Source organism: Geodermatophilus sp. SYSU D00710, assembly GCF_054050195.1.
In genome coordinates, this window is record NZ_JBJGYX010000040.1 from 16,415 (window position 1) to 41,991 (window position 25,577).

25 protein-coding genes are annotated in these 25,577 nt (G+C 76.6%); 22 read left to right on the forward strand and 3 right to left on the reverse strand.

All coding sequences use genetic code 11. The features are described 5' to 3' along the window. Window positions 1-183 precede the first annotated feature (183 nt). The 10 genes from mihF (at window position 184) to ACI78U_RS17215 (ending at window position 9,981) form a co-directional block, all read left to right on the forward strand. Window positions 184-540 carry an integration host factor, actinobacterial type gene (gene mihF / locus ACI78U_RS17170; RefSeq protein WP_456876597.1) on the forward strand — a complete coding sequence of 119 codons (357 nt, stop codon included), beginning with the start codon at window positions 184-186 and terminating at the stop codon, window positions 538-540. 51 nt (window positions 541-591) lie between these two features. After that, window positions 592-1,194, forward strand: a complete 603-nt coding sequence (gmk, locus tag ACI78U_RS17175) for a guanylate kinase (RefSeq protein WP_456876598.1) — start codon at window positions 592-594, stop codon at window positions 1,192-1,194. Window positions 1,195-1,248: 54 nt separating this feature from the next. Continuing rightward, entirely contained in the window at window positions 1,249-1,512 is a 264-nt protein-coding gene (gene rpoZ / locus ACI78U_RS17180) for a DNA-directed RNA polymerase subunit omega (RefSeq protein ID WP_012949163.1), read from the forward strand. A 160-nt stretch (window positions 1,513-1,672) separates the two neighbouring features. Further along, window positions 1,673-2,884 (forward strand): bifunctional phosphopantothenoylcysteine decarboxylase/phosphopantothenate--cysteine ligase CoaBC, encoded by a 1,212-nt coding sequence (coaBC, locus tag ACI78U_RS17185; RefSeq protein ID WP_456876599.1) that lies wholly within the window; start codon window positions 1,673-1,675, stop codon window positions 2,882-2,884. Between the two features lie 111 nt (window positions 2,885-2,995). Continuing rightward, window positions 2,996-4,189, forward strand: coding sequence for a methionine adenosyltransferase (metK, locus tag ACI78U_RS17190; protein ID WP_456876600.1), 1,194 nt, complete (start codon window positions 2,996-2,998; stop codon window positions 4,187-4,189). Between the two features lie 135 nt (window positions 4,190-4,324). Further along, window positions 4,325-6,271 (forward strand): primosomal protein N', encoded by a 1,947-nt coding sequence (locus tag ACI78U_RS17195; protein ID WP_456876601.1) that lies wholly within the window; start codon window positions 4,325-4,327, stop codon window positions 6,269-6,271. 235 nt (window positions 6,272-6,506) lie between these two features. Continuing rightward, a complete protein-coding gene (def, locus tag ACI78U_RS17200; RefSeq protein ID WP_456876602.1) occupies window positions 6,507-7,040 on the forward strand; it encodes a peptide deformylase in 534 nt (177 codons plus the stop codon). After that, on the forward strand, window positions 6,989-7,963 hold the full coding sequence (locus ACI78U_RS17205; RefSeq protein WP_456876603.1) for a methionyl-tRNA formyltransferase: 975 nt from the start codon (window positions 6,989-6,991) through the stop codon (window positions 7,961-7,963). The genes def and ACI78U_RS17205 overlap by 52 nt, the downstream gene beginning before the upstream one ends. Further along, window positions 7,960-9,354, forward strand: a complete 1,395-nt coding sequence (locus ACI78U_RS17210) for an RsmB/NOP family class I SAM-dependent RNA methyltransferase (protein ID WP_456876604.1) — start codon at window positions 7,960-7,962, stop codon at window positions 9,352-9,354. Before ACI78U_RS17205 ends, ACI78U_RS17210 begins: the two co-directional genes overlap by 4 nt. Window positions 9,355-9,468: 114 nt before the next feature. Next, window positions 9,469-9,981 (forward strand): hypothetical protein, encoded by a 513-nt coding sequence (locus tag ACI78U_RS17215; RefSeq protein WP_456876605.1) that lies wholly within the window; start codon window positions 9,469-9,471, stop codon window positions 9,979-9,981. Window positions 9,982-10,044: 63 nt separating this feature from the next. On the opposite strand, the gene ACI78U_RS17220 is transcribed toward ACI78U_RS17215, so the two are convergent. Further along, window positions 10,045-12,306 (reverse strand): immune inhibitor A domain-containing protein, encoded by a 2,262-nt coding sequence (locus ACI78U_RS17220; RefSeq protein WP_456876606.1) that lies wholly within the window; start codon window positions 12,304-12,306, stop codon window positions 10,045-10,047. 211 nt (window positions 12,307-12,517) lie between these two features. On the opposite strand from ACI78U_RS17220, the gene rpe reads away from it, so the two are divergent. From rpe to ACI78U_RS17260, 8 genes are read left to right on the forward strand one after another with little or no spacing between them, the layout of a single operon-like run. Further along, window positions 12,518-13,192: a ribulose-phosphate 3-epimerase gene (gene rpe, locus ACI78U_RS17225; RefSeq protein WP_456876607.1), complete on the forward strand. Its 675-nt coding sequence runs from the start codon at window positions 12,518-12,520 to the stop codon at window positions 13,190-13,192. Between the two features lie 20 nt (window positions 13,193-13,212). Further along, window positions 13,213-14,244 carry a bifunctional diaminohydroxyphosphoribosylaminopyrimidine deaminase/5-amino-6-(5-phosphoribosylamino)uracil reductase RibD gene (gene ribD / locus ACI78U_RS17230; protein ID WP_456876608.1) on the forward strand — a complete coding sequence of 344 codons (1,032 nt, stop codon included), beginning with the start codon at window positions 13,213-13,215 and terminating at the stop codon, window positions 14,242-14,244. A 2-nt stretch (window positions 14,245-14,246) separates the two neighbouring features. Further along, window positions 14,247-14,870 carry a riboflavin synthase gene (locus tag ACI78U_RS17235; protein ID WP_456876609.1) on the forward strand — a complete coding sequence of 208 codons (624 nt, stop codon included), beginning with the start codon at window positions 14,247-14,249 and terminating at the stop codon, window positions 14,868-14,870. After that, window positions 14,867-16,183: a bifunctional 3,4-dihydroxy-2-butanone-4-phosphate synthase/GTP cyclohydrolase II gene (locus ACI78U_RS17240; RefSeq protein WP_456876610.1), complete on the forward strand. Its 1,317-nt coding sequence runs from the start codon at window positions 14,867-14,869 to the stop codon at window positions 16,181-16,183. Before ACI78U_RS17235 ends, ACI78U_RS17240 begins: the two co-directional genes overlap by 4 nt. Further along, a complete protein-coding gene (ribH, locus tag ACI78U_RS17245; protein ID WP_456876611.1) occupies window positions 16,180-16,707 on the forward strand; it encodes a 6,7-dimethyl-8-ribityllumazine synthase in 528 nt (175 codons plus the stop codon). Before ACI78U_RS17240 ends, ribH begins: the two co-directional genes overlap by 4 nt. Then, window positions 16,704-16,967: a phosphoribosyl-ATP diphosphatase gene (locus tag ACI78U_RS17250; protein WP_456876612.1), complete on the forward strand. Its 264-nt coding sequence runs from the start codon at window positions 16,704-16,706 to the stop codon at window positions 16,965-16,967. The genes ribH and ACI78U_RS17250 overlap by 4 nt, the downstream gene beginning before the upstream one ends. A 23-nt stretch (window positions 16,968-16,990) precedes the next feature. Beyond that, a complete protein-coding gene (gene hisG / locus ACI78U_RS17255) occupies window positions 16,991-17,857 on the forward strand; it encodes an ATP phosphoribosyltransferase (RefSeq protein ID WP_456876613.1) in 867 nt (288 codons plus the stop codon). Window positions 17,858-17,867: 10 nt separating this feature from the next. Beyond that, a complete protein-coding gene (locus ACI78U_RS17260; protein WP_456876614.1) occupies window positions 17,868-18,353 on the forward strand; it encodes an SSI family serine proteinase inhibitor in 486 nt (161 codons plus the stop codon). Between the two features lie 144 nt (window positions 18,354-18,497). On the opposite strand, the gene ACI78U_RS17265 is transcribed toward ACI78U_RS17260, so the two are convergent. Beyond that, a complete protein-coding gene (locus tag ACI78U_RS17265; protein ID WP_456876615.1) occupies window positions 18,498-19,496 on the reverse strand; it encodes a DUF2877 domain-containing protein in 999 nt (332 codons plus the stop codon). Between the two features lie 267 nt (window positions 19,497-19,763). On the opposite strand from ACI78U_RS17265, the gene ACI78U_RS17270 reads away from it, so the two are divergent. Beyond that, window positions 19,764-21,701: a PucR family transcriptional regulator gene (locus ACI78U_RS17270; RefSeq protein WP_456876616.1), complete on the forward strand. Its 1,938-nt coding sequence runs from the start codon at window positions 19,764-19,766 to the stop codon at window positions 21,699-21,701. Here the strand turns inward: ACI78U_RS17270 and ACI78U_RS17275 are convergent. Beyond that, complete coding sequence (locus tag ACI78U_RS17275; RefSeq protein WP_456876617.1) at window positions 21,698-22,582, reverse strand: SDR family NAD(P)-dependent oxidoreductase; 885 nt, start codon at window positions 22,580-22,582, stop codon at window positions 21,698-21,700. The genes ACI78U_RS17270 and ACI78U_RS17275 overlap by 4 nt on opposite strands. A gap of 91 nt (window positions 22,583-22,673) precedes the next feature. Here ACI78U_RS17275 and ACI78U_RS17280 point away from each other — a divergent pair, with 91 nt between their 5' ends. The 3 genes from ACI78U_RS17280 (at window position 22,674) to ACI78U_RS17290 (ending at window position 25,403) form a co-directional block, all read left to right on the forward strand. Continuing rightward, on the forward strand, window positions 22,674-23,249 hold the full coding sequence (locus ACI78U_RS17280; protein WP_456876618.1) for a TetR/AcrR family transcriptional regulator: 576 nt from the start codon (window positions 22,674-22,676) through the stop codon (window positions 23,247-23,249). A 37-nt stretch (window positions 23,250-23,286) separates the two neighbouring features. Then, window positions 23,287-24,030, forward strand: a complete 744-nt coding sequence (locus ACI78U_RS17285; protein WP_456876619.1) for a DUF5995 family protein — start codon at window positions 23,287-23,289, stop codon at window positions 24,028-24,030. 185 nt (window positions 24,031-24,215) lie between these two features. Next, complete coding sequence (locus tag ACI78U_RS17290; protein WP_456876620.1) at window positions 24,216-25,403, forward strand: SDR family NAD(P)-dependent oxidoreductase; 1,188 nt, start codon at window positions 24,216-24,218, stop codon at window positions 25,401-25,403. Window positions 25,404-25,577 lie beyond the last annotated feature (174 nt).

A 25,577-nucleotide genomic window follows, 5' to 3' on the forward strand; every position in this document is an offset into this window, starting at 1 on the left:
GCGTGAGGTGCGGACGGGCGGAGATCGGAAACTCCGCGCGCACCGCGCGTGACCTGCGGATTCCCGGTTACTAGGTTGACCGCCGGGCCCGAGATCACGGGTTCCGGACCAGCCGCACGGCACGGACACAGCACCGAGACGCGGGGGTGCCAAACCCCTGCGACGACACGATTGGGACGCACCATGCCCCTGCCTGACCTGTCCCCGGAACAGCGCGCCGCCGCCCTGGAGAAGGCCGCCGCGGCCCGCAAGGCACGTGCCGAGCTGCGCGAGCGGCTCAAGAGCAAGGGCGCCACGGTCGGTGACGTCCTGCGCCAGGGCGACACCGACGAGGTGATCGGCAAGATGCGCGTCTCCGCGGTCCTGGAGTCCCTGCCCGGCGTCGGCAAGGCCCGTGCTGCGAAGATCATGGAGCGGCTCGAGATCTCCCCGACCCGCCGGGTCCGCGGCCTGGGCGCCAACCAGCGCCGCGCCCTGGAGGCGGAGTTCGGCGGCGAACAGGTGGTCCCCGACCAGGTGCCCGCCGACTCCACGGCCTGAGGTCCGGTGCCGCACGCCCCGTCCGACACCAGCACCACGAGGGACCTCCCGTTGCCGACCGCCCTCCCGACCCCCGTCCCGGCGCGCCTGACGGTGCTCTCCGGTCCCTCGGGGGTCGGCAAGGGCACCGTCGTCGCCGAGGTCCGCCGCCGGCACCCCGACGTGTGGGTCTCGGTGTCGGTGACCACCCGGCGGGCCCGGCCCGGGGAGGTGGACGGGGTGCACTACCACTTCGTCGACGACGCCGAGTTCGACCGGCTCGTCGCCGGGGACGGCCTGCTCGAGTGGGCCGAGTACGCCGGCAACCGCTACGGCACACCGGCCGCCCCGGTCCGCGAGCGACTCGCGACCGGGGCGCCGGCGTTGCTGGAGATCGAGCTGCAGGGCGCGCGCCAGGTCCGCGCCCGCGACGCCGACGCCCAGCTGGTCTTCCTCGCCCCGCCGTCGTGGGCCGAGCTGGTCAGCCGGCTGGCCGGCCGCGGCTCCGAGCCCCCGGCGGTGCAGGAGCGCCGGCTGGCCATCGCGCAGGCCGAGCTGGACGCCGCCGGCGAGTTCGACGTCGTGGTGGTCAACGACGACGTCACCCGGGCCGCGGACGAGTTGGTATCCTTGCTAGCTGCGCCGTCGTCCGGGACGACCGGCGCGCCCGAGTGACCGGCCCCCCGAGGCCCCTCACCCCCGCCGAACCAGCCGAGGAGTCCCGCGCCCGTGTCCGGAGTCGCACCCGCCCCCGAGGGCATCACCAACCCGCCGATCGACGAGCTGCTCGAGCGCACCAGCAGCAAGTACGGCCTGGTGATCTTCGCCGCCAAGCGCGCGCGGCAGATCAACGCCTACTACAGCCAGCTCTCCGAGGGTCTGCTGGAGTACGTCGGCCCGCTGGTCGACACCGCGCCGCAGGAGAAGCCGCTGTCGATCGCCCTGCGCGAGATCAACGAGGGTCTGCTGACCCACACCGCCGGGGAGAACTAGGAGGACCCCCTCGCCCCCCACCGCTCGCAGGCTCGCGGCGGGGCCCTGCGAGGGGGCCGCGCGGCTGGTGGCGTTTCCACCGGCCGTCGCGCCCCGTGTGAGTGACGCCCCCGGTACTCGGTACCGGGGGCGTCGCCGTGTCTGCGGGAGGATGGGGCACATGAGCCGGATCGTCCTGGGCGTCGCCGGTGGGGTGGCCGCCTACAAGGCCGCGCTGCTGCTGCGCGCGCTCACCGAGGCCGGGCACGACGTGCGCGTCGTCCCCACCCCGGGCGCGCTGCACTTCGTCGGGGCGGCCACCTTCGAGGCGCTGTCGGGTCACCCGGTCACCACCGACGTGTGGTCCGACGTCCCCGAGGTCGCCCACGTCCGGATCGGGCAGACCGCCGACCTCGTCGTCGTCGCCCCGGCCACCGCCGACCTGCTGGCCCGCGCGGCCGCCGGCCGCGCCGACGACCTGCTCACCGCGACGCTGCTCACCGCGCACTGCCCGGTGGTCTTCGTCCCGGCGATGCACACCGAGATGTGGCTGCACCCGGCCACCCAGGACAACGTGGCCACCCTGCGCCGCCGCGGGTCGATCGTGCTGCCGCCGGCCGTGGGCCGGCTGACCGGCCCCGACTCCGGTCCCGGCCGGCTGCCCGAGCCCGCCGACGTCGCCGCGCTCGCCCGGGTGGCGCTCACCGCCGGCGCCGACGTGCTGCGCGCCGACCTCGCCGGCCGCCGCGTCGTGGTCAGCGCCGGCGGCACCCGCGAGCCGCTGGACCCGGTGCGCTACCTGGGCAACCGCTCCTCCGGCCGGCAGGGCTGGGCGCTGGCCCGGGTGGCCGCCGCCCGCGGCGCCGAGGTCACCCTCGTGGCGGCCAACGTCGACCTGCCCGCGCCGTTCGGCGTCCGCGTCGTCCCGGTGGGGACGGCGGAGGAGCTGCGCGCCGCGGTGCTCGCCGAGGCCCCGGAGGCCGACGTCGTGGTCATGACCGCCGCGGTCGCCGACTTCCGGCCGGCCACGGTCGCGGCCACGAAGCTCAAGAAGGACAGCGCGAGCGAGCCCGACAGCGTGCCGCTGGTGCGCAACCCGGACGTGCTCGCCGAGCTGGTCACCAAGCGCGCCGCCGGCCAGCTGGTCGTCGGCTTCGCCGCCGAGACCGGCGACGAGCACGGCGACGTGCTCGCCCACGCCCGCGCCAAGCTCGCCCGCAAGGGCTGCGACCTGCTGGTCGTCAACGACGTCTCCGGCGGCGGGGTGTTCGGCCGGCCGGACAACGCCGCCGTCGTCCTGGCCGCCGACGGCAGCGCCACCGAGGTGCCGCACGGCACCAAGGACGCCGTCGCCGCGGCCGTCTGGCAGGCCGTGCTGCCCCGCCTGGCCTGACCGCCGGCTGCCGTCCCGGAGGCGCGCCGGTACCGTGCTCACGCGGCGGGGGGACGCCGCCCGTGACCCACCCACCGCCCGCGAGCCCGTCACCGAACCAGGGAGAACCGAGTGCCACGCCGCCTCTTCACGTCCGAGTCGGTGACCGAGGGCCACCCGGACAAGATCGCCGACCAGATCAGCGACGCGATCCTCGACGAGATGCTCCGCCAGGACCCACGCAGCCGGGTCGCGGTGGAGACGCTGATCACCACCGGGCAGGTGCACATCGCCGGCGAGGTCACCACCGCCGGCTACGTCGACATCGCCGACATCGTGCGCCGGACGGTGCTGCGGATCGGCTACGACTCCTCCCGCAAGGGGTTCGACGGCGCCTCCTGCGGCGTGAGCGTCTCCATCGGCGCCCAGTCGCCCGACATCGCCCAGGGCGTCGACACCGCCTACGAGGCGCGCACCTCCGGCACCGCCGACGACGAGATCGAGCGCCAGGGCGCCGGCGACCAGGGCCTGATGTTCGGCTACGCCACCGACGAGACCCCCGAGCTCATGCCCCTGCCGATCGCGCTGGCCCACCGCCTGTCGCGCCGGCTGGCGGCGGTCCGCAAGGACGGCTCGGTGCCCTACCTGCGCCCCGACGGCAAGACCCAGGTCACCGTCGTCTACGAGGACGACCGGCCGGTCGGCGTCGACACCGTCGTCGTCTCCTCGCAGCACGCCGAGGACATCTCCATCGAGCAGCTGCTCACCCCCGACGTGCAGGAGCTCGTCGTCGAGCCCGAGCTCGCCGAGCTGGGGCTGCCCACCGACGGCTACCGGCTGCTGGTCAACCCGACCGGCAAGTTCGTCATCGGCGGTCCGATGGGCGACGCCGGCCTGACCGGCCGCAAGATCATCGTCGACACCTACGGCGGCATGGCCCGCCACGGCGGCGGCGCGTTCTCCGGCAAGGACCCGTCGAAGGTCGACCGGTCGGGGGCCTACGCGATGCGCTGGGTGGCCAAGAACGTCGTCGCCGCGGGCCTGGCGCGCCGCTGCGAGGTGCAGGTGGCCTACGCGATCGGCGCCGCCCACCCGGTGGGCCTGTTCGTCGACACCCACGGCACCGGCACCGTCCCCGACGACGTCCTGGAGAAGGCGGTCACCACGGTGTTCGACCTGCGCCCGGGCGCGATCGTGCGCGACCTCGACCTGCTGCGGCCGATCTACGGGCCGACCGCCGCCTACGGCCACTTCGGCCGCACCGACGTCGAGCTGCCCTGGGAGCGCACCGACCGGGTCGAGGCGCTGCGCTCGGCCGTCGGCTGAGCCCCGGGACCGTCGTACCCGGCGGGGACACTGCGGCGACACGACCCCGCCGAACGGAGAACAGCGCTGTCGAAGGACCCCGCGCCCCTTCCCCCTCGCGAGCTCGGGGCGAGCCTCCGCGCGGGGCCGCCGCGGGTGGCCCGGGTCGTCGTCGACGTGCCGCTGGCCCACCTGGACCGGCCCTTCGACTACGCCGTCCCCGACGACATGGCCGGCGAGGTCCGGCCCGGCTGCCGGGTGCGGGTGCGCTTCGCCGGGCAGCTCGTCGACGGGTTCGTGCTCGAGCTGGCCGACACCACCGGCACCGACCGCAAGCTCGCCCCGCTGGCCAAGCTGGTCTCGCCCGAGCCGGTGCTCACCCCCGAGGTGGCCGCGCTGGCCCGCTCGGTCGCCCAGCGCTGGGGCGGCACGCTGACCGACGTCCTGCGGCTGGCCGTCCCGCCGCGCCGCGCCGCCGCCGAGAAGCGCCCGCCGGCCGAGCCCCCGCCACCGCCGACGCCGCCGGACCCCGCCGGCTTCGCCCGCTACCCGACCGGCCCGGCCCTGCTCGCCGCCGTCGCCGAGGGGCGGTCCGCACGTGCGGTGTGGACCGCGCTGCCCGGCGAGGACTGGCCGGCGCGGCTGGCCGAGCTGTGCCGCGCGGCGCTCTCGGGCGGGCGCGGCGCGCTGGTCGTGGTCCCCGACGGGCGCGACCTCGACCGGCTGGAGGCCGCGGCCGGCGCCGTCCTGCCGCCCGGGTCGTTCGTGGTCCTGCGGGCCGACGCCGCCCCCGACGCCCGCTACCGGCGCTTCCTCGACGCCGCCCGCGGCAGTGCCCGGGTGGTGCTGGGCACCCGCGCCGCGGCCTTCGCACCGGTCGCCGACCTCGGCCTGGTGGCCGTCTGGGACGACGGCGATGACCTGCACGCCGAGCCCCGGGCGCCCTACGCGCACGCCCGCGACGTGCTCGTGCACCGCGCCCACCTGGCCTCGTGCGCGGCCGTCGTCGCGGCCACCGCACGCACCGCCGAGGCCGCGCTGCTGGTCGAGAGCGGCTGGGCGCACGAACTGGCCGCCGACCGCGCCACCCTGCGCGCGGCCGCCCCGCGGGTCCAGGCGCTGGGCGAGGACTCCGAGCTGGCCCGCGACCCCGCCGCCCGCACCGCCCGGCTGCCCAGCCTCGCCCACCGGGTGGCCCGCCAGGCGCTGGCCGACGGCGCCCCGGTGCTCGTGCAGGTGCCGCGCGCCGGGTACGCCCCGGGGCTCTCGTGCGACCGCTGCCGCGCCCCGGCCCGCTGCGCGGTGTGCTCCGGCCCGCTCGGCATCGCGCCCACCCCCGGGCCGGGCGGCTCGCGCATCCCCGCCTGCCGCTGGTGCGCCCGCCCGGCGACCACCTTCGACTGCCCGCACTGCCACGGCACCAAGCTGCGCGCCTCCGTCGTCGGCGCGGCGCGGACCGCCGAGGAGCTGGGCCGGGCGTTCCCGGGCGCCGCGGTGCGGGTGTCCGGGCGCGGGTCGGGCGTGCTCGCCGCGGTGCCCGCGGGGCCGGCGCTGGTCGTGGCCACCCCCGGCGCGGAGCCGGTGGCCGAGGGCGGCTACGGCGCGGCGCTGCTGCTCGACTCGTGGGCGCTGCTGGGCCGGGCCGACCTGCGGGCCGGCGAGGAGACCCTGCGCCGCTGGATGAACGCGGCCACCCTGGTGCGCTCCTCCGGCACGGTCGTCGTCGCCGCCGACGGCGCGCACCCCGTCGTCCAGGCGCTGGTGCGCTGGGACCCGGGCTGGCTGGCGGCGCGGGAGCTGGCCGACCGCCGCGCGCTCGGCTTCCCGCCGGCCACCCGGATGGCCGCGCTGTCGGGGTCGCCGGCGGCGCTGGCCGAGTTCCTCGACGCCGCCCGGCTGCCCGCCGAGGCCGACCTGCTCGGCCCCGTCCCCGAGCCGCCGCGGCCGGGGCACGAGGGCGAGCGGGAGCGCTACCTGGTGCGGGTGCCGCGCGGCGAGGGCACCGCGCTGGCGACCGCGCTGGCCGAGGTCCAGGGCGTCCGCAGCGCCCGCAAGGCGAGCGAGCACGTGCGGGTCCAGCTCGACCCGCTCGAGCTGGTCTGAGGGAGGCTGTTCCCGCCCCTCGGTCCGCGCCCCGGGTGGGCAGTTGCAGCCGGCGACGCGCGCCGCCACGCCGTGGAGAGCCGCGACGACTGCTCACTCGGCATCGCGGGCCCCAGCCGGGATCCGCCCGCGAGCAGAACCCGACGCGGGCACGTCCGCGGACCTGCACGTCCGCGGGAGTGCGCACGGGCACGTACGCGGAAGTGCACGGGAGCGCTCCGCCTACGCTGGCCCGGTGAGCGTCACCCCCATCCGGCTGCTCGGCGACCCGGTCCTGCACCGGCCCGCGGCCCCCGTCGTCGACTTCGACGCCGAGCTGCGCCGCCTGGTCACCGACCTGACCGAGACCATGCACGCCGCCGGGGGCGCGGGCCTGGCCGCACCGCAGATCGGGGTGGGCCTGCGGGTGTTCACCTGGCACGTCGACGGCGAGGTCGGGCACCTGGTCAACCCCTCGGTCGACCTCGTCGGCGACGAGACCGAGGAGGAGCCCGAGGGGTGCCTGTCCATCCCCGGCTACCGCTTCGACTGCCGCCGCCACCTGCACGTGGTCGCCACCGGTTGGAACCAGCACGGCGACCCGGTGCGGGTGGAGGGCTCGCACCTGCTGGCCCGCGCGGTGCAGCACGAGGTCGACCACCTCGACGGCGTCGTCTTCGTCGACCGGCTCGACCCCGGGGCGCGGGCCGCCGCCCTGGCCGCGCTGGCCGAGGCGGAGTGGGCCGGCATGGCCGCCTGGGTGCCGCGGGTGGAGGTGAGCCCCCACTGAGGCTCCTGTTCGCCGGGACGCCCGAGGCCGCCGTCCCCTCGCTGGAGGCGCTGCTGGCCTCCGACCACGAGGTGGCCGCCGTGCTCACCCGGCCCGACGCCCGCTCCGGCCGCGGCCGGAAGGTCAGCCGTTCCCCGGTGGCCGAGCGCGCCGACGCCGCCGGCCTGCCGGTGCTGCAGCCCCGCTCGCCGCGCGAGCCGGAGTTCCTGGCGCGGCTGGCCGACCTCGCCGTCGACTGCGCTCCGGTGGTGGCCTACGGCGCGCTGGTCCCGCCCGCCGCGCTCGACCTGCCCGCGCACGGCTGGGTCAACCTGCACTTCTCCCTGCTGCCGGCCTGGCGCGGCGCGGCGCCCGTGCAGCACGCGGTCATGGCCGGCGACGAGGTCACCGGCGCGTGCACCTTCCGGCTCGAGCAGGGCCTCGACACCGGGCCGGTGTACGGCGTGGTCACCGAGGAGATCGGCCCCCGCGACACCGCCGGCGACCTGCTCGGCCGCCTCGCGGTCAGCGGCGCCCGGCTGCTGGTGGTCACCCTCGACGGCATCGCCGCCGGCACGCTCGAGCCGCGGCCGCAGCCGGCCGAGGGCGTCAGCCTGGCCCCGCGGCTCGAGACCGCCGACGCCCGCGTCGACTGGGACCTGCCGGCGCACGTCGTCGACCGGCGGGTACGGGGGATGACCCCGGCGCCGGGCGCGTGGACCACCTGGCGCGGCGACCGCTTCCGCCTCGGGCCGGTCGAGCCGCTGCCGACGGCGCTGGCGCTGGCGCCCGGTGAGCTGTCGGTCGGCCCGGGCGTCGTCGTCGGCACCGGCCGCGGGTCGGTCCGGCTGGGGGAGGTGCAGCCGGCCGGCAAGCGGCTGCAGCCGGCCGCCGACTGGGCGCGCGGCGCCCGCCCGGCGCCCGGCGAGCGGTTCGGGACGTGACCGGCCCGCCCCGCCGCCCGGCCGGCCCGCGCGGAGGGCGCCGGGACCGCCGCCCGCCCCGCCGCCCGCCCCTCGACGGTGCCCGGCTGACCGCCTACGACGTCCTCGACGGCGTCTCCGGCCGCGACGCCTACGCCAACCTGCTGCTGCCCCAGCTGCTGCGCGAGCGCGACCTCGAGCCGCGCGACGCCGCCTTCGCCACCCAGCTCGCCTACGGGACGCTGCGGGCGCAGGGCACCCTCGACGCCGTCCTCGAGCAGGTGGTCGACCGGCCGCTCACCGAGCTCGACCGCCGCCTGCTCGACCTGCTGCGGCTGGGCGCCTACCAGGTGGTCGACCTGCGGGTGCCGGCCCACGCCGCCGTCGCCACCACCGTCGACCTGGTCCGGGCGATCGTCGGCACCGGGCCCTCGGGGCTGGCCAACGCCGTGCTGCGCAGGGTGGCGGCGGTCGGCGACCGGGCCGCGTGGCTGGCCCGGCTGGACGCCGAGGGCGACCGGCGGCTGGGCCTGGCCACCGACCACCCCGCGTGGATCGTGGCCGCCTGGCGGGAGGCCCTCGGCGGCGACGCCGAGCTCGAGGACGCCCTGCTCGCCGACGACGCCGCCCCCGAGGTGCACCTGGTCGCCCGCCGGGTGGCCCGCGAGGCCCTCGCCGAGGAGTCCGGCGGGACGCCGGGTCCCTGGTCGCCGTACGCGGTGCGCCTCGGCGGGGGAGACCCCGGGCGGCTGCCGTCGGTGCGCGCCGGCGCGGCGGCGGTGCAGGACGAGGGCAGCCAGCTCGCCGCCCTGCTGCTGGCCCGCGCGCCGCTGGCGGGCCCCGACGGGCGCTGGCTCGACGTCTGCGCCGGCCCCGGCGGCAAGGCCGGGCTGCTGGCCGCGGTCCGCCCGGCCGGGGTGCACCTCACCGCCGCCGACCGGGCGCCGCACCGCGCCGAGCTGGTCCGCGGGGCGCTGGCGGGGGAGGACGACGTCGAGGTGCTCGTGGCCGACGGGCGGCAGCCGCCGTGGGCGCCGGGCTCGTTCGACCGGGTGCTGCTCGACGCGCCGTGCACCGGGCTGGGCGCGCTGCGCCGGCGGCCGGAGGTGCGCTGGCGGCGCACGGCCGACGACGTCGCCCCGCTGGTCGGCCTGCAGACGGCGCTGCTCGACGGCGCGCTGGCCTCCGTGCGGCCGGGCGGGGTCGTGGCCTACGTGACCTGCTCGCCGCACACCGCGGAGACCGTCGCGGTCGCCGACGTCGCCGCCGCGCGCGACGACGTCGAGGTGCTGCCCGTGGCGCCGCTGTTCCCCGGGGTCCCCGGCGTCGAGCGGGGCCGCTACGGCCAGTTGTGGCCGCACCGGCACGGCACCGACGCGATGTTCCTGGCCCTGCTGCGCCGCACCCGCTGACCGCCCGGAGCCCACCGGCGCGGCGGTTCGTGCACGCACCGCGGCCGCGGCGCGGCCGGGCTCGCGCAGCGTGCACACACCGCGGACGGCGTCGGTCGCCTACTCTGCCCCGCCGTGACCTCGCCCGCGAAGCCCTGGCTCCCCGACGACTTCGTCCACCCGCTGCGCGCGGACCTGCCCACCGGGCAGCACCTGCGGCCCATGGGCCCGGCCGACACCGAGATCGACTTCCCCGCCGTCATGGGCTCCCGCGAGCGGCTGTGGAGCATCTACGGCGAGGCGTGGGGCTGGCCCCCGGCGCACATGACGATCGAGGCCGACCGGGAGGACCTCGCCCACCACGAGCGGGAGATCGAGGCCCACGAGAGCTTCCTGTACGGCCTGTTCGAGGACGACGAGGCCGAGCTGCTCGGCTGCCTCTACATCGACCCGCCCGCCAAGGCCGGGGACGCCGACGCCGAGGTGTCGTGGTGGGTGGTCGACCGGCTGGTGGGCTCGGACGTGGAGCGGGCCCTGGACGAGTTCCTGCCGCGCTGGCTGGCCGAGCGGTGGCCGCTGCGCGCGCCGCGGTACGTCGGGCGCGACCTGACCTGGTCCGAGTGGAACGCCCTGCCCGACCGCGGCTGAGCACCCGCCCGGACGCCGAACGGCCCCCCGGCGTGCGCCGGGGGGCCGTCCTGGGCAAGCGGGTCAGTTCACCCGCACCTGCATGAAGCTGTCCTGCGCGCCCGTGCTCACCACGGTGATCCGGGTACCGGTCTCCGGGACGTCCACGCCGGCCCAGCCGTTGGCGTCGGGCTGCTCACCCGGCGCCACGTACCAGTCCTGCGTGTCGTCGAAGGTCGGCACGGCGGGCAGCCCGCCGTAGGTGCCGGCCGCCCCGGTGTCCGGGTCGTGCAGCGTGATCCGGTCCGTCACCTGCCGCCCGAAGGTCGAGTCGTAGGACTGGATCCGCGGCCGCCAGCTCTCGCCGTCGCTGCGGTTCGTCCCCTCGTCGTCGGTGGGCTCGTACAGCAGCCCTGGGTGGGCGTCGACCGGCAGGACCAGCCCGCCACCCGGGTGGGCGCCGACGTTGTTGTCCTCGTACTGGGTGTTCCAGTAGCTGATCAGCAGGCCGTCCTGGTAGGGCAGCCGCTCGGCCCAGTCCGCGCGCGCCGGGTCGCCGAAGTTGTACGGGCCGGTGCGCAGGCCGGCGTCGTACCCGGTGTAGGTGCGGTTCTCAGCGAGGTAGGCGTTGAAGAACCGCTCGGTCGCCGTGCCGGTGGTGACGGCGAACCCGTCGAGGGTCCAGTCGGTCACCGGGGTGCCACCGAGGGCGACGGCGTCCACCTGCAGGCCGGGCTCGACGACGGCGCCGTCGGTCCAGTAGCGGAACCCGACCTGGGCACCGTCCGGGACCGCGCTGACGTCGGCGGTGAGGTCCACCCACTGGCCGTCGGTGCTGCCGGTGATCCCGTGGCCGGCGTTCTGGCCGTTCGGGTCGGTGGTCGTCGACCGGCTGGTCGGCAGCGGCGTGAAGGTGCCGTTCTGCACGTACCCGACGTAGGCGTAGTCCCAGTCCTGCTCGATCTGGTAGCGGACCTTCGCCGTCAGCGTCGTCGCGCCGGCGGGCTTGGCGGTCAGCATGGTGTGGTCGAGGTCGTCGCCCTGGCCCGAGTACCAGAAGTCCGCGCCCTCGTAGGGGTCCCCGATGTCCGTGGTGACCTCGCGGTCGGGCAGCAGGACGACGAGCGCCTGTGCCTGCTTGGTGGTCGCGGTCGACGGGCCGAGCCGCACGTTGGCCGTGGCGCCCGGCCGCACCACCTCGTAGTCGAGCCAGCCCAGCTGGAGCTTCTCCCAGGCGCCCATGTGGGTGGGCCGGGTGCCGATGCCGTCGGCGGGCTCACCGCTGTTGCCGTAGGAGCCGGAGGACATCAGCGACCAGAAGCCGGTGCTGTTCTCCGCGCCGCCGCTGTTGCCGGAGGTGTCGTAGAGGTCGGGCAGGCCGAGGTCGTGGCCGAACTCGTGGGCGAAGACGCCGACGCCGCCGTTCTCGGGCTCGATCGTGTAGTCGCCGATCCAGTAGCTCGACTGGCCGACCTGCGTGCCGCCGAGCGGGTTGGTCTCGCCGTCCACGGTCGGGCCGCCGGCCCCGACCCGGGTGGTCTGGTTGTACCAGCGGTGGCTCCAGATGGCGTCCGCGCCGAGGGCGCCGCCGCCGACCTCCTCGCCCATGCCCGCGTGCACGGCCTGGAAGTGGTCGATGTAGCCGTCGGCCTCGTCGAAGTCGCCGTCGGAGTCGTGGTCGTAGCGGTCCCACACGTCGAACTGGGACAGGTAGTCGTCGATCTCCGCGGCGGTCTTCCCGGCCGCCAGCTGGTCGGCGTACCAGGTGTTGACCGACTCGTTGACGAACTCCCACGGGCGGCGGCCGTCGTCGCCCTCGCCGTAGTAGGACGCGTCGTGGTCGTCGACGGTGACCCAGTCCTCGACCTCGCCGGTGACGGTGTAGCGGCCCGAGGACAGCTCCTCGTAGAAGTTCGCGACCGAGTTGACCCCGGCCTCGGAGCTGTAGAGCAGCCGGTCGAAGTAGGGCTGCGAGAAGTCCTCGGTCCAGATCGTGGTGTTGTCCACGCTGCGGTCCGGCCGCGGGATCTGGTTGTGCGGCAGGTCGCCGAACTCGCCGAGCACGGTCCAGATCGCGTCGCTGTCGGTCTGGGCGAGCTCGACGTACTGGCCCCGGGCGACCTCGACGACCTCGTTGTCGCCGCGCGGCGTGGCCTCGCCGGACAGGACGTCCTCGAGGGCCTGCTCACGCAGTTCCCGCTGCTTGTCACCCAGCGGGTTGGGCAGGTCGTGCGCCCGGTCGGGCGCCGCGGCGGGCTCCTCCGGTGGCGGGGCCGCGTTGGCGGTCGCGGGCATCGCCGCGACCAGCGCGGCACCCACGACCAGGGGAAGAACTCTCTTCTTCAAGGACCGTCTCCCGTAGTCGGCTGAGGGCTGCCGTCAACCGGTGCGGTTCCACCGATATCACTCTGTGACAACCCGGGCTGACCGTAGGTAACGGATGTGATCCGGTCCACCCGCCGTTATCGGACGGTTACCTTTCGAGACCCGAGGGTCCGGGGAGGCCGTGCGCCGCTGCCGGACGGCGCTGATCACGCCGCACCTAGACTCGGACGACGTGGCCCGCACCCCGATGATCGCCCCCAGCCTGCTGTCCGCGGACTTCGCCCGGCTGGCCGACGAGGTGGCCCGGGTGGCCGACGCCGACTGGCTGCACGTCGACGTCATGGACGCCCACTTCGTGCCCAACCTGACGCTCGGCCGGCCGGTGGTCGAGGCGATCCAGAAGGTCAGCCCGGTGCCGCTGGACTGCCACCTCATGATCGAGGCGCCCGAGCGCTGGGCCCCGGGCTACGCCGAGGTCGGCGCCCGCAACGTCACCGTGCACGCCGAGGCCTGCACCGGCGACCCCCGCGACGTCGCCCGCGACATCCGCGCCGCCGGGGCGCTGGCCGGCCTGGCCGTGAAGCCGGGCACGCCGCTGGAGCGGTACGAGGAGGTGCTCCGCGACTTCGACACGCTGCTGGTCATGACCGTCGAGCCCGGCTTCGGCGGCCAGGCATTCATCGCCGACGTGCTGCCCAAGGTCCGCCGCGCCCGCGAGCTGGTCGACACCGGGCACCTGCGGCTGCTGGTCGAGGTCGACGGCGGCATCAACGCCGACACCATCGAGCGGGCCGCCGAGGCCGGCGCCGACGTCTTCGTCGCGGGCTCGGCCGTCTACGGCGCCGACGACCCCGCCCGGGCCATCGCCGCGCTGCGCGACCGGGCCGCCGCGGCCGTCGTCGGGTGAGCCCCCGGGAACGAGCCGCCATGGCCCGGGCGCGCGAGCTCGGGCGGTCGGTGCTCGGCACCACCAGCCCCAACCCACCCGTCGGCGCGGTGGTCCTCGACGCCGACGGCGCGGTCGTGGGGGAGGGGGCCACCTCGCCGCCCGGCGGGCCGCACGCGGAGGTGCACGCGCTGGCGCAGGCCGGCGAGCGCGCCCGCGGCGGCACCGCCGTCGTCACCCTCGAGCCGTGCGCGCACACCGGCCGCACCGGGCCGTGCGCCGACGCGCTGCTCGCGGCCGGGGTCGCCCGTGTCGTCGTCGCGGTCCCGGAGCCCACCCGGCTCGCCGTCGGCGGGGCCGACCGGCTGCGGGCCGGCGGGGTCGACGTCGAGCTGGGTGTGGAGCGGGAGGCCGCCGAGGACGGCGCGCTGGCCGCGTGGCTCACCGGCGTCCGCGAGTCCCGGCCGTTCGTGGTCTGGAAGGTGGGGGCCACCCTCGACGGGCGGGTCGCCGCCGCCGACGGCACCAGCCGCTGGATCACCGGGCCGGTCGCCCGGGCCGCGGTGCACGCGCTGCGCGCCACCTGCGACGCCGTCGTCGTCGGGTCGGGCACCGCCCTGGCCGACGATCCGCAGCTCACCGTCCGCGACGCCGAGGGCCGCGACGCCGCCCGCCAGCCGCTGCGCGTGGTGCACGACCGGCGCGGCCGGCTGCCCGCGACCGCCCGGGTCCTCGACGGCGCCGCCCCCACCCACGTCAGCCGCGCCCCGGGCCCCGCCGAGCTGCTCGCCGAGCTGTTCGACCGCGACGTCCGCCGGGTCCTGCTCGAGGGCGGGCCGACCCTCGCCGCCGCCTTCCTCCGCGCCGGGCTGGTCGACGAGGCGGTCGTGCACCTCGCCCCGAAGCTGCTCGGCGCCGGGCCCTCCCTCGTGGGGGACCTGGGAATCAGCACGATCGGCGCGGCGCTCCCCCTCGAGGTGCGCGAGGTCACCGTGCTGGGCGGGGACGTGGCGCTCCGCCTGCGGCCCACCCGGCACACTGGGGACGAGCGGTACGCGGACAGGAGGGACTGAGGGTGTTCACAGGCATCGTCGAGGAGGTCGGCACCCTCGTCGTGCGCGAGGACTCCGCCGACGCCGCGGTGCTGCGCATCCGCGCCCGCCGGGTGCTCGAGGACGTCTCCCTGGGCGACTCGATCGCGGTCAACGGCGTCTGCCTGACCGTCACCGGCGTCGAGCCCGACGGCGACGGGACGGCGGTGTGGTCCACCGACGTCATGGCCGAGACCCTCCGGCGCAGCAGCCTCGGAGGCCTGGGCGGCGGCGACCCGGTCAACCTCGAGCGGGCGGTCAGCGCCTCCGGCCGCCTCGGCGGGCACGTCGTGCAGGGTCACGTCGACGGCGTCGGCACCGTGCTGTCCCGCTCGCCGAGCGAGCACTGGGACGTCGTGCGGGTGTCGCTCCCCCCGCAGCTGGCCCGCTACGTCGTCGAGAAGGGCTCGATCACCGTCGACGGCGTCTCCCTGACGGTCAGCGCCCTCAGCGCGGCCGACGACCCCGAGCCGTGGTTCGAGGTCAGCCTCATCCCCGCCACCCTGCGCGAGACCACGCTGGGCGGCCGCGCCCCGGGGGACCCGGTCAACCTGGAGGTCGACGTGATCGCCAAGTACGTGGAACGCCTGCTGGGAGCCCGCCGATGACCGGAACGGTCCGCCTGGACACCGTCGAGAGCGCCATCGCCGCGATCAAGGACGGCCGCCCCGTCGTGGTCATCGACGACGAGGACCGCGAGAACGAGGGCGACCTCATCTTCGCCTCCGAGCTCGCCACGCCGGAGCTGGTGGCGTTCATGGTCCGCTACACCTCGGGCTACATCTGCGTCTCGGTGACGGAGGCCGACGCCGACCGGCTCGACCTGCCGCCGATGTTCCGGGTCAACCAGGACCGCCGCGGCACCGCCTACACCGTCACCGTCGACGCCCGCGAGGGCGTGACCACCGGCATCTCGGCGGCCGACCGGGCGCACACCATCCGGCTGCTCGCCGACGCCGGGACCTCCTCGGCCGAACTCGCCCGCCCCGGCCACATCGTGCCGCTGCGTGCGAAGGACGGCGGCGTGCTGCGCCGGCCCGGGCACACCGAGGCCGCCGTCGACCTCGCCGTCCTCGCCGGGCTGCGGCCCTCCGGGACGCTGTGCGAGCTGGTCAGCGAGAAGGACCCCACCGGCATGGCGCGCGCCGAGGAGCTGCGGGTCTTCGCCGACGAGCACGACCTGTGCCTGATCTCCATCGCCGACCTCATCGCCTACCGCAAGCGGTTCGACAAGCTCGTCGAGCGGGTCGCCGAGGCCACCGTGCCGCTGGGGCCGGGCACCTTCACCGCCGTCGGCTACCGCAGCTCCTACGACGACCGCGAGCACGTCGCCTTCGTCTACGGCGAGGTCGGCGACGGCGAGGACGTGCTGGTCCGGGTGCACTCCGAGTGCCTCACCGGCGACGTCTTCGGCTCGCTGCGCTGCGACTGCGGCCCGCAGCTGCAGGCCGCGCTGGCCGCCGTCGCCCAGGAGGGCCGCGGCGTCGTGCTCTACATCCGCGGGCACGAAGGCCGGGGGATCGGCCTGCTGCACAAGCTGCAGGCCTACCAGCTGCAGGACGCCGGCGTGGACACCGTCGACGCCAACCTCGACCTGGGCCTGCCCGCCGACGCCCGCGACTACGGCACCGGCGCGCAGATCCTCGTCGACCTCGGCGTGCACACCATGCGGCTGCTGACCAACAACCCGGCCAAGCGGGCCGGCCTCGAGGGCTACGGGCTCCGGATCACCGGCCGCGTGCCGCTGCCCAGCCACGTCACCGCCGAGAACCTGTCCTACCTGCGCACCAAGCGCGACCGGATGGGGCACCTGCTCGACATCATCGAGCCCGAGACCGAGTCCGGCCCGGCCGACGTCCCCGTCGGCGGCGCGGCGAGCAGCGCCGACGTGCCCCTGGGGCAGACGGAGCAGCGGCTGTGAGTGGCGAGGGGCGCCCCGAGGCCGGGGCGGTCGACGCCGCCGGGCTCTCCCTGGGCATCGTGGCCACCACCTGGCACGCCGAGCTCACCGACAGCCTGCTCGCCCGCGCGGTCGCGGCGGCGCGGGCCAGCGGCATCGCCGAGCCGACCGTCGTCCGCGCGCCCGGTGCCGTCGAGCTGCCGGTGGTCGCCCAGGCGCTGGCCGAGCGGCACGACGCCGTCGTCGCGCTCGGGGTGGTCATCCGGGGCGGCACGCCGCACTTCGAGTACGTCTGCGACGCGGTCACCGCGGGCCTGACCCGGGTGGCGCTCGACGCCGGCAAGCCCGTCGGCAACGGCGTGCTGACCTGCGACACCGAGCAGCAGGCGCGCGACCGCGCGGGCCTGCCCGGCTCGGCGGAGGACAAGGGCTGGGAGGCCGCGATCGCCGCCCTGGCCACCGCGCTGACCCTCCGCGAGCTGCGGACCCCGCGGCACACCACCGGCTTCCAGGTCACCCCGGCCGTCGGGCAGGGACTGGCGTGAAGCGCTTCGACGACCTGTTCGCCGAGCTGTCGGCCAAGGTCGCCGCCGGCGATCCCGCCTCGGGCACGGTCACCGCCGTCCGCGACGGCGTGCACGCCGCGGGCAAGAAGGTGGTCGAGGAGGCGGCGGAGTCCTGGATGGCCGCCGAGCACGAGGGCCCCGAGCGGACGGCGGAGGAGATCAGCCAGCTGCTCTACCGGGTGCAGGTCCTCATGCTGGCCCGCGGGCTCACCCTCGACGACGTCTACACCCACCTCTGAACCGACCCCACAGGAGAACCGCCGTGCTGCGAGTCGCCGTGCCCAACAAGGGCGTCCTCAGCGAGCCCGCGGCCGCGATGCTCGCCGAGAGCGGCTACCGCCAGCGGCGCAGCACCAAGGACCTCGCGGTCTACGACCCCGACAGCGACACCGAGTTCTTCTACCTGCGCCCGCGCGACATCGCCGTCTACGTCGCCTCCGGCACGCTCGACGTCGGCATCACCGGCCGTGACATGCTGCTGGAGACCACCCCGGCCGACGGCGAGGGCCCGGCCGCGGTCGAGGTCATGCCCCTGGGCTTCGGCCGGTCCTCCTTCCGCTTCGCCAGCCCCGTGGAGTCGGGCATCGACTCGGTCGAGCAGCTGGCCGGCCGACGGATCGCCACCGCCTACCCCGTGCTCCTGCAGCACCACCTGGAGGAGCAGGGCATCAAGGCCGGCGTGGTCAAGCTCGACGGCGCGGTGGAGACCGCCTGCCGGCTCGGGGTGGCCGACGCGGTCTGCGACGTCGTCGAGACCGGGACGACGCTGCGCGCCGCGGGCCTGCGGATCATCGGCGAGCCGCTGCTGACCAGCGAGGCGGTGCTCGTCGGCCGGGAGGGCGCCGGGGAGATCCCCGCCGTCGCCCAGCTGCGGCGCCGGCTGCGCGGGGTCCTGGTCGCCCGTCAGTACGTGATGCTCGAGTACGACTGCCCCAACGAGCTGCTCGCGCGGGCCACCGCGCTCACGCCGGGTCTCGAGGGGCCGACGGTCAGCCCGCTGCAGACCGAGGGCTGGTCGGCGGTGCGCGCGATGGTGCGGCAGACCGACACCAACCGGGTCATGGACGAGCTCTGGGACGTCGGCGCCCGCGCCATCCTGGTCACCAGCATCCACGCCTGCCGCCTCTAGAAGGACCCCCGTGCCCCCCGCCGCTCGCACGCTCGCGGCGGGCCCCTGCACGGGGGCCACCGGGCGCACCCTCGTGCTCGCGGCGGCGCTCGTGGCGCTGGCCGGCTGCGCCGAGCGGGGGAGCGGCACCTCCGGGCCCGGCACGGCGACGGGGCCACCCGCCGACGAGCTGGTCGTCGAGGTCGACCCCGGCGACGGCGGCACCGCCGAGCGGTACACGCTCACGTGCGGGGAGGCCCCCGGCGGCGACCACCCCGACCCCGGCGCCGCGTGCGCGCACCTGGCCGGTCTCGAGGACCCGTTCGCGCCGCTGCCGGCCGACGTCGCGTGCACCGAGGTCTACGGCGGGCCGCAGACCGCCCGGGTCACCGGCAGCTGGGACGGCGCCCCGGTCGACGTCGCGCTGTCGCGGACCGACGGCTGCCGGATCGACCAGTGGGACGGCCTGGGCCCGCTGCTGCCCGGCCCGGTCGGCGTCGACGAGCTGCCCGGCTGATCAGGCGGGCGGGCAGGGTGTGCGCCGAGGCCGCACTCCGGGGCCGTGAACCCGGCGCCCGCGCACACCCTCGGAGCACGGGAGGGCCGCCACACGGCAGCGGCCCCCTCCCCGGGTGGGGAGGGGGCCGCCGTCGGACTGCGGTCAGCGCACGCGGGTGGTCCGGTCGACCAGGTCGATCGCGGTGCACAGGCCCAGCGCCATGGCCCGGCCGCTGGTCGAGCCAGTGGCCAGCAGGCCCTCGATCGCCGGGCCGAGCGGCCGCTCGCCGACCAGGCCCTGCAGGACCGCGGCGTACTCGCCGCTGACCCGCCCGGCCGCCGCGTGCCGCAGCAGCGCCCGCGAGAGCTCCGTGGTGCGGCCAGCGGCCAGCGAGTAGACACCGGCGGCGAAGCGCTCGGCGGACGGGTGCCCGAGGAGGACCAGCCCGGCCATCGTGCCGGCCATGACGTCGTCGCCGGCCGGGGTCAGGCCGGGGCCGAGGCCGATCAGCCGGGCCGCGGTGCGCAGCGCGGCGTCGAGGTCGGCACGGCGGACCGCGCCGCGCAGCGCCGCGAGCGGACCGCCGGGACCGGCGGGCAGGCCCGGCAGCGTGAACGCGCTGTGCGGGACGCCCTCGCCGTAGAGAGTGCTGCGCAGCTGGCGCACGCCCTCGGGGAGCAGCGCCGGGCGGGCGCTGGGCAGCCGCGGCCGCGGGTCCCACCACGCCGCCGCGCGGACCACGAGGTCGCCGACGACGATCCGGCCGCCGCCCACCTCGGCGGGGGCGCCGCTGGGCAGCGCGACGAGGGGCCGGCCGTTGCTCGGGCGGAACAGGATGCAGCCGAGGGGGAGCCGGGCGGCGTCACTGGTCAGGACCCCGACGACGTCGGTGCCGCGGTCGGTGGGGACCTGCAGGTACACCGCCGCCGGGGCACTCATCAGCACGCGGGCCGGGCGCACCGGGCCGCGGAGCAGGTCGGCGACGCCGGTGCTGGCCGACGACGGGACGGCGGAGGCGGCGCGGGCCGGTGGCGCGGTGCGCAGCGTCTCCTGGACCGAGGCGCGGGGGAGCGGGATCACCGGGACGCCGGCGCGGGCGGCCCGTCCCATCCCCGTGGTCCCGCTGCCGTTCCCGCTGCTGGTGTGGTCGATGGTGCGCATCCGCTGTGTCCTTCCCCGTCGGGACAATGGGAGCGACCCTCCGCTCGGGTCCCCCACGGGGCCGGTCCCGTCCGGAGGAGGGGGGAGGGCACCGCGTGCGGCGACCGCCTACCATCCAGCGGACGGGAACTGGCCGGCTTCGAAGCTAAGCGGCGCGTCGCACGTCCTCGTATGGCGAATGTGACCAAGAATGGGGGGTGCCGTCCAGGCACACCTGCCAGGTTCCAGCAACTCCAGAACGCCACAGGCCCATTAGGAGGGCGAGTCGTGACGCAGGGTGAGGTCTCGATGACCTCAGGGTCCTACCCCACCGCACCCATGTCGTTCCACCGGGGATGGCAGACGGCGGGCGCGGCGCGGTCGGCGACCCCGCGGAACGAGTGGCGCGACCGCGTGGGCCTGCGGGTCGCCGAGGCGCTGCGGCTGCCCCGCCTGGCCGGGGTCGAGGTCGTCGCCGGCCGTTCGGGCCTGGACCGCCTCGTGCGGCACATGGTCGTCGACGACCCCGCGGCGCCACTGGCCACCGCCGGCGCCGACGTGGTCGTCGTCCTGGGCGCCCGGCTGCCCCCGGCCGACCCCGCCGACTGCCGGGCGCTGGTCGACCGGCTCGACCAGCTGGGCACCGCCGCGCTGGCCTACCGCCGGACCGAGGGCCCGCCCGCCGTGCCCGCCGAGGTGCTCGCCGAGTCCGACCGGCGCGGGTTCCCGGTGCTCGCGCTGCCGCCCACCGTGCGCATGGACGAGGCGGTGTCGGAGGTGCTGGGCGCGGTCGTGCGCAAGCAGGGCGAGGCGCTCACCCTCTCGGCCCGCATGCACGACCAGTTCATCGACGTCGCGCTCAGCGGCGGCGGCCTGGCCGAGGTCACCGACCGGCTGGCCACCTACCTCGAGGGCGCCGCGGTGCTCGGGCTCGGCCCCGACCGCGAGATCGTCACCACCGCCGGGCCGCCCGAGGACGTCGCCGAGATCAGCGACTGGCTGTGGCTGCTCGACGCCGAGGCCGAGGACGAGCTGGCGATGATGGCCCCGGCCCACCGGCTCTCGGGCGTGCGCGCCGACCAGACCGTCGTCACCCCGGCCGACGTGCTCGCCGACGCCGACCTGTCCCCGGCCGACGGGATCCTGCTCGTGCCCGGCCACCACGAGCTGCCCGGCGGGGTGGGGGAGTACGCCGTCGCGCCGATCATGGCCGGCGAGCACCGGCACGGCTGGCTGGTGGCGGTGCACCGCAGCGGTCAGATGGTGGTCGGCGCCGGCGGTGTCCTCGAGCGCGCCGCCGTCGTCTCGGCGCTGTCGGTCATCCGGCAGCAGGCCGTGCACTCGGTGGAGCTGCGCTTCCAGGGCGACCTGGTGCGCCGGCTGGTCGCCGGGTCGCTGCGGCACACCGAGCGGGCGCTGGCGCAGACCCGGTCGTTCGGCTGGCGGCTCGACGGGCCGGTCGTGGTCCTGGTGACCGCCACCGAGACCGCCGCCGACCCCGCCGCCGACCCGACCCGCGCCCTCGACGTCCTCGACCGGCTGGCCGACGGCTGGCGGATGGCGCTGGAGGCCGAGGTGACCGGCGCCGCGGTGGCGGGCCTGTCGACCGAGATCGTCACGGTGCTGCCGCTCGACGGCCGCACGCCCGAGGAGATCACCGCCCTGGTGACGGCCGTGACCAGCCGGGTCAACGCCCGGGTCCGGCGGGTGGGCCGCGTGCTGGCCACCGGCATCGGCCGGCCGGCGGAGTCGCTGTCGGCCCTGGGCGAGGCCTACCAGCAGGCGCAGCGGGCGCTCGGCGTCGGCCAGGAGATCCACGGCCCCGCCACCGTCACGCACTTCGACCAGCTCGGTGTCTTCCGGCTGCTGTCGCTCATCCCCGACAGCACGGAGCTGCGGTCCTACGTCGACGAGGTGCTCGGCTCGCTGGCCGATGCCGGCGACCCCGACTCCGCCGACCTGCGCGAGACGCTGCGGGTGCTGCTGGAGACCAACCTCAACGTGGCCGAGTCCGCCCGCCGGCTGCACTTCCACTACAACACCATGCGCTACCGGATCGGCAAGCTGGAGCGGCTGCTGGGTCCCTTCACGACCGACCCGACGCTGCGGCTGAACCTGCTGCTGGCGCTGCACGCGGCGCGCATGCGGGGGCTCGACCAGCCGCACCGGCCGCCGGTCGACGCGGGCCTGCTGCCACCCGACGACGGGTTCGACGCCCTGGTCTAGGCGCTCCGGTCGGCGGGTGACAGGCCCACGAGTTCGTCGCTGACGTCCCACAGCTCGCGCGCCCGGCCGGGGTCGAGGCTCTCCGGCGACGACGGCGCCTCGGTGCCGCGCTCGACGTAGCGGCCACTGGTCCCACCCGGGCCGGTCACCACCGCCGCGAGCTGGGCCGCGGCGCGCCCGGGTGTCTGTGCGCCCGGCATCCGCTCGAGCAGCGGGGTGAGGCCGCGGTAGGTCGCCCGGGCCCACGCCGGGTAGTCGCGCGCCAGGCCGGTCGCCGGCAGCAGGCCGGGGTCGAAGGCGACGACGTCGACGTCGGGGCAGCGGCGGGCCAGCTCGCGGGCGAAGTAGACGGTGGCCAGCTTCGACGTCGCGTAGGCGACCTGGCCCGAGCCGGACCGGGGCGTGGCCAGGGTCCGGGGGTGCTCCCAGCGCGGCCGCGGGAAGGGGCCGGACTTCCGCAGCGTGCCGAAGTGCGTGCCGCTGCTGACCACCACCACCCGGCCGCCCGGCGCGAGGTGCGGCAGCAGCAGCCGGGTGAGCAGGTGGTTGCCGAGGTGGTTGACCGCGAAGGTCAGCTCGTACCCGTCGGCGGAGGCGGCCGCGGAGCTGCGCACCTGGACACCGGCGTTGAGCACGAGGGCGTCGAGCGGCCCCCGGTCGGCGATCTCGCCGGCGGCCGCGCGGACGGAGACGAAAGAGGCGAGGTCGAGCTCCACCACGCCGGTCCCCGTGCCCAGGGCGGCGGCGACCTCCGCCCCCCGTGTGACGTCGCGGACGCCGAGCAGGACCCGCCAGCCCGGCGCCGCGGCGAGCAGGCCGGCGGTGGCCCGGCCCAGCCCCGAGGTGGCACCGGTGACCAGCGCGGTGCGGATCCCGTCCATGACCTCTCCTGCCCACTCGAGGAGGTTGTCGGGACGGCGTCCCGGTGTGAGACTCTGTGCCAGAATGCAACGGCGTGTCAAGATGGGGGGCGTGACCGAGACCGCCGCGCAGCGCCGTCGTCGCCGCACGCGGGCCGAGGTGACCCGCCGGGCCGTCGCGCTGTTCGCGGAGCAGGGGTACGCGGCCACCAGCACCGAGCAGGTCGCCGCGGCGGCCGACGTCTCACGCAGCACCCTGTTCCGGCTGTTCGCCGACAAGGAGGACCTGCTCTTCGGCCTCGAGGACGACCTGCTGGCCACCGCCACGGCCGCCGTCGCCGAGGTGCCGCCGGAGGCGCCGCCCTGGGCGGCGCTGCGGGCCGCCGCCGTGGCGATCGCCGAGCAGGTGGCCCCGCTGCGGGACCTGCTGCTCACCCGGGAGCGGGTGGTCGGCACCGTGCCGGCGCTCGCCGCCCGCGCGGCCGCGAAGCACCGGCGCTGGGAAACCGCGCTCGCCGAGGGGCTGGCCGCCAGGGGCGTCGCGTCCGGCGAGGCGCTGCTGCTGGCGAAGCTCGCGCTCGCCTGCTTCGAGGTGGCGCAGGCCGACTGGCTGGCCGGCTCCGCCGAGGACCTGCCCGCGCTGCTCACCGCGGCGCTCGAGCGGCTCCCCGGCCTGCTCGACCGCTGACCTGCGGAGCCCGCCCGCGACGGGCAGCATCGCGGTCGTGACCGCGCCGGTGGACGAGCTCATCGACCGCATGCAGGGGGTGCTCGACGGGCTGACCGCCGACGGCGACCCCGCCCGCCACTTCCTCGGTACCTACCTGCGCACCACGCAGGCCGTCGGCGCGGCCATCGACGACGGGCGCTTCGAGGACCCGGACTGGGTCACCGCCTGGGACGTCGACTTCGCCGGGCTCTACCTCGACGCCCTCGAGGCGCACCGCCGCGACCCGGCGTCCCCTCCGGCGCCGTGGCGGGCCGCGTTCGGCACCGGCGCGGCGACCCGGCCCGAGGGCCACGTTCTGCTGGGCATGAACGCGCACATCAACTCCGACCTGCCGCAGTCGCTGGTGCGGGTCATCGGTCCGACCGACTTCGCCGACCCGCGGCTGCTCGACTCCCGCCGGCGCGACCACGAGCGGATCGACGAGGTCCTCGCCGGGCGGGTGAGCGAGGAGGACCGGGCGCTGGAGGCGGGCGGGAGCCGGCGCACCGCCCTGGACCGCCTGATGGGCGGGGCCAACCGGGCCGCCGCCCGCGCGCTGCTGCGGGAGTCGCGGCGCAAGGTGTGGATCAACACCGAGGCGCTGCACGCCGCCCGGCTGCGAGGCCCCGACGCCCACGCCCGCCGGGTGGCCCAGCTCGAGGCGGCCGCCGCCGCGCGGGTGGCCGACCTGCGGCGCGGCGGGCCGGTGCTGCTGCGGCTGGCCGTCTGCGGCTTCGGCGTCGTCCTGCCGCCGGAGTGAGCGGCCTGGCGTGAGGGGATGACGACCCGGCCGGGGGCCTCCCGCGGGGAGGTCGGGGCGCCGCCGCTGCGGGCGGTGCCGCGGCTGCGCAGGGTGGACGTGCTCCGCGGCCTCGCGGTCACCGGGATGCTCCTGGTCGACAACCGCGGCAGCGCCGCGATGCCGGACCAGATGGAGCACGCGACGTGGGACGGGCTGCACGTCGCCGACGTCGTCTTCCGGTCTTCCTGCTGGTGCTGGGGGTCTCGGTCCCGTTCTCCCGGCGGGCCGGCCGCCCGGGGCCGGTGTTCGCCCGGGTCGTCCGGCTCACCGTGCTCGGCCGGCTGGTGGTCACGGCGAAGTACGGGTCGGCCACCGTCGGGGTGGGCGTGTTCGGGCACGTCGCCGGCGCGTACCTGCCGTGCTGGCTGCTGGTCCGGCTGCCGGGTCCGGCGCAGGTCGCCACCGCGGCCGGGGTCGGTCGTGGTCGTGTGGGCGGTCTGCGCCGCGCTGCTGCGCCGCGGGGTGCTCCTCCGCGTCTGACCGCCCACCGGTCCGGTTCTGCGCTGCCGGATCCCCCGCGCGGGCGCAGGCTGTCCGGGACGCCGCACCGGGCGGCGCGGGAGGAGGACCGCATGACCGACGCCGGCCGGCCCCTGTCCGGGAGGGTCGCCCTGGTGACCGGGGCGTCGTCGGGGATCGGCGAGGCCACCGCCGTGGCGCTCGCGCAGGCCGGCGCCGCCGTCGCGATCGGTGCCCGGCGCGCCGACCGGCTGGAGGCGCTGGCCGGGAGGCTGCGCGACGACGGCGCCCGGGTGCTCACCCTCGACCTCGACGTCACCGACGAGACCGCCTGCCGGGACGCCGTCAACCGCACGCGCGAGGGGCTCGGCGGGCTCGACGTCCTGGTCAACAACGCCGGGGTGATGCTGCTGGGCACCATCGTCGGGGCCGACGTCGAGGACTGGCGGCGGATGCTGTCGACCAACGTCCTCGGCCTGATGTACCTGACCCACGCGGCGATCGACGGCATGCTCGAGCAGGGCTCGGGCGACGTCGTGAACGTCTCCAGCGTCGCCGGCCGCACCGCCCGCAAGGGGGCGGGTGTCTACAACGCGAGCAAGTGGGCGGTGAACGCCTTCAGCGAGTCGCTGCGGCAGGAGGTGACCACCCGCGGCGTCCGGGTCAGCCTCGTCGAGCCCGGCGCGGTGGCCACCGAGCTCACCGACCACATCACCCAGCCCGAGGCCAAGGCGGCGACGCAGCGGATGGTCGGCGGGATGACACCGCTGCAGGCCGCCGACGTCGCCCGCGCGATCGCCTACGTCGTCAGCCAGCCGCCGCACGTCGCGGTCAACGAGGTGCTCGTCCGCCCCACCGACCAGGAGCGCTGAGCCCACGCCCGCGCCGGGCCGGCGCCCCGGCCCGGCGGGGCGGTGGGGGGGGGGGGGGGGGGGGGGGGGGGGGGGGGGGGGGTGGGGGGTGGTGGGGGGGGGTGTGGGCTGGGGTGGGGGGGGGGGGGAGCCCGGCGGCCCCCCCCCCCCCCCCCCCCCCCCCCCCCCCCCCCC

Coding starts and splice junctions, on each gene's coding strand:
- mihF (WP_456876597.1), top strand. CDS start 184: ATGCCCCTGCCTGACCTGTCCCCGGAACAGCGCGCCGCCGCCCTGGAG.
- coaBC (WP_456876599.1), top strand. CDS start 1,673: ATGAGCCGGATCGTCCTGGGCGTCGCCGGTGGGGTGGCCGCCTACAAG.
- ribD (WP_456876608.1), top strand. CDS start 13,213: ATGGCCCGGGCGCGCGAGCTCGGGCGGTCGGTGCTCGGCACCACCAGC.
- ACI78U_RS17240 (WP_456876610.1), top strand. CDS start 14,867: ATGACCGGAACGGTCCGCCTGGACACCGTCGAGAGCGCCATCGCCGCG.
- ACI78U_RS17265 (WP_456876615.1), bottom strand. CDS start 19,496: ATGCGCACCATCGACCACACCAGCAGCGGGAACGGCAGCGGGACCACG.
- ACI78U_RS17275 (WP_456876617.1), bottom strand. CDS start 22,582: ATGGACGGGATCCGCACCGCGCTGGTCACCGGTGCCACCTCGGGGCTG.